Below are 2,326 nucleotides of genomic sequence, written 5' to 3'. Positions count from 1 at the left end.
CCCGCGACGACCGGCTCGCGGCCCTGGGTCAGGACCGTTGCTGCTTCAGGTGCCGGTCGAAGAAGCGGCAGCCGTCCTCCAGCTCGAAGTACGGGGTGCCGGTGTGGCCCCCGAGGTTCGCGTGCAGCGTCTTCTCCTTGCTGCCGAAGGCGTCGAACAGGTCCAGCGCCCGTTGCCGGGGATTGCCCTCGTCGTCCCACTGCAGCAGGAACAGCAGCGGGACGGTGACCTGGCGGGCCTCCTCACGCTGGGCTCGGGGCACGTAGCCCCCGGCGAAGAAGCCCGCGGCCGCGATGCGCGGCTCGGTCACCGTCAGCCGGATGCCGAGGGCGGCCCATCCGCCGGAGTACCCGACCGGGCCGGTGATGCCCGGCAGCTCGAGGAGGGCGTCGAGCGCGGTCCGCCATTCGGGCGCCGCCGTCTCGACCAGCGGGCCGATGAAGGACTCGAAGATCTCGTCGACCGGTTCGCCGGCCTGCATCGCCCGCCGCAGCTCGGCGCGGGCCTGATCCTGGGCGGCGGTCCGGTCACCGCACCCGGCGGCGTCGATACTCGCCACCGCGTACCCACGCGCCGCCGTGTACCGGGCCCTGGCCACCAGCCGGGCATCGGCCTTGGGCAGGCCGTTGTTGTGGGCCATCAGGACCAGCGGGGCCGGCGCGGAACCGGACGCGGCGCCGGGCGTCCACAGGGTGCCGGGAATCTCGCCGAGGGTGAATTCACGCTCGAGGACGCCGTCGTCGAGGTGCAGTTCGGAAGTGAAGCGCACGGTCGTGCCTTTCGGGAGTGCTCGTGGAAACGGCGCTCCCGGACGACCTATCGCCCGGCCGTGACCCCGGAGGGGAGCACCCATGTCGATACAGCGTTCACGGGTACCACCTCCTCGTTCTCTCGCACGGCCTCCGCGAGGGTAGCAACCGCCCGCCGGCCCACGCCAACGGGTTTTCCGTCCCGAAGAAGATCCACTGTGAACTAGCGCGCGCACACGTGCAGTTGAGAGGATGCCCAAGCCCGTGGCCGACTCGAACGGCGACGGGCACCGTCACGCCGACCAAAGGGGACAGTTCATGGACGACATCTTCGGGGACTTCGTCGAGGAGATCGTGGAGGAGACGGCCGAGGAGATCGTCGAGGAGGCGGTCGAAGGAGTGATCGACGGCCTCTTCGGCTGACGGTCCACCGGGCGGCCGACGGCACGGACCGTCGGCCGCACCTCGTCGCAGGGCTTGCAACCGGTACCCAGGTACAGGTCTACCGTCGAAGACGTCCCCACCACCGGGGACCGATGACGGAGGTGAGCGCGATGAGTGATCTTGCGTGGGCGCCGCGGTCCTGCACCCTGCCCAGCGAGGAGCGGCCCCTGCGGGTCGCCGAGTGGGACGCGCTGTTCGCCGAGCGGCTGACCTCACTGTCGAGGCCCCGGCCGCTCCACCTGCGCCTCGTCCTGGCGGGCGGGGAAGGTGTGGAGGACCGGGTCCGTGACCTGGCGGAGCGCGAGAGCGGTTGCTGCTCCTTCTTCACCTTCGCCATTGCCCCCGGACAGCACCTGATCCGGCTGGACGTCTTCGTGGACCCGGCGCACGAGGCGGTCCTGGACGCCCTCGCCGCCCGGACCACCGCCGCCGGGGAGTCGCGGTGAGCGGGGGCCTGCGCAGTGGGCAGGTCGCCGAGGCGGCCGGGGTGAACGTCCAGACGCTGCGCTACTACGAGCGGCGCGGCCTGTTGGCCGAGCCGGAACGCAGCAACGGCGGCCACCGCCTCTACGGTGAGGACGCGGTGACCGCGCTACGGGTGATCAAGGCCGCCCAGCGGCTCGGCTTCACGCTGGAGGAGGTCGCCGAGCTCCTGGAGGCCGGGGGCCACCGCCACGGCCGTCCCGTGCCGGGACTCCAGGACCGGGCCGCGGCCAAGCTCGCCGAGGTGGACGCGAAGATCGCGGACCTCACCACCATTCGCAGTGACCTGGCCGCCGCCGTCGAGGCGGGCTGCGACGACCTGACCCTGTGCGTGTCCAGCACGTGCTGCCCCATCCCGTTCACCGACCTCGCCGAGGAGCGTCATGCCGGACCCTGCTGCTGACCGCCGCCCTCGGCGCGCCCCGAAGGTGCTCGGGGGACTGGCCGCGTCGGCCTGTGTGGCGTGCTGCGCGCTGCCCGTCCTGATCACGGCCGGGGTCGTCGGCGCCGGGGCCGGGGCGGTGGTGGCCCGGCTGTCCGCCCTCGCCGTCGTGCTGGCCGTGCTCGCCGCCGGCACCTGGTGGCTCGGCCCGCGCCGAGGCCGCTCCTGCTCCTGCACGCCGAAGGCCGCGGGAGACGGCGGGTGCGGC

General features: G+C 72.6%; 5 protein-coding genes. 4 read left to right on the top strand and 1 reads right to left on the bottom strand.

What is annotated here, in order from left to right; genetic code table 11:
• Positions 1 to 28: 28 nt before the first annotated feature.
• The gene (locus tag ACOV8S_RS04200) at positions 29 to 769 is read right to left on the bottom strand and encodes a dienelactone hydrolase family protein (protein ID WP_448316167.1); all 741 of its coding nucleotides are present in this window, start codon (positions 767 to 769) and stop codon (positions 29 to 31) included.
• Positions 770 to 1,001: 232 nt separating this feature from the next.
• Here ACOV8S_RS04200 and ACOV8S_RS04195 point away from each other — a divergent pair, with 232 nt between their 5' ends.
• The 4 genes from ACOV8S_RS04195 to ACOV8S_RS04180 form a co-directional block, all read left to right on the top strand.
• Entirely contained in the window at positions 1,002 to 1,172 is a 171-nt protein-coding gene (locus tag ACOV8S_RS04195) for a hypothetical protein (protein WP_448316166.1), read from the top strand.
• Positions 1,173 to 1,303: 131 nt separating this feature from the next.
• A complete protein-coding gene (locus tag ACOV8S_RS04190; RefSeq protein WP_448316165.1) occupies positions 1,304 to 1,639 on the top strand; it encodes a hypothetical protein in 336 nt (111 codons plus the stop codon).
• Positions 1,636 to 2,079, top strand: coding sequence for a MerR family transcriptional regulator (locus ACOV8S_RS04185; RefSeq protein ID WP_448316164.1), 444 nt, complete (start codon positions 1,636 to 1,638; stop codon positions 2,077 to 2,079). The genes ACOV8S_RS04190 and ACOV8S_RS04185 overlap by 4 nt, the downstream gene beginning before the upstream one ends.
• Positions 2,060 to 2,326: hypothetical protein (locus tag ACOV8S_RS04180; protein ID WP_448316163.1), on the top strand; the 267-nt coding region annotated here is incomplete at its 3' end. The genes ACOV8S_RS04185 and ACOV8S_RS04180, both read left to right, overlap by 20 nt.

The sequence above is a fragment of the Streptomyces sp. CO7 genome (assembly GCF_053474865.1).
This window is presented reverse-complemented; position numbering and strand designations above follow the sequence as displayed.

Excerpts from the sequence above, each read along its gene's own strand:
- ACOV8S_RS04195 (WP_448316166.1), top strand. The coding sequence starts at position 1,002 with ATGCCCAAGCCCGTGGCCGACTCGAACGGCGACGGGCACCGTCACGCC.
- ACOV8S_RS04190 (WP_448316165.1), top strand. The coding sequence starts at position 1,304 with ATGAGTGATCTTGCGTGGGCGCCGCGGTCCTGCACCCTGCCCAGCGAG.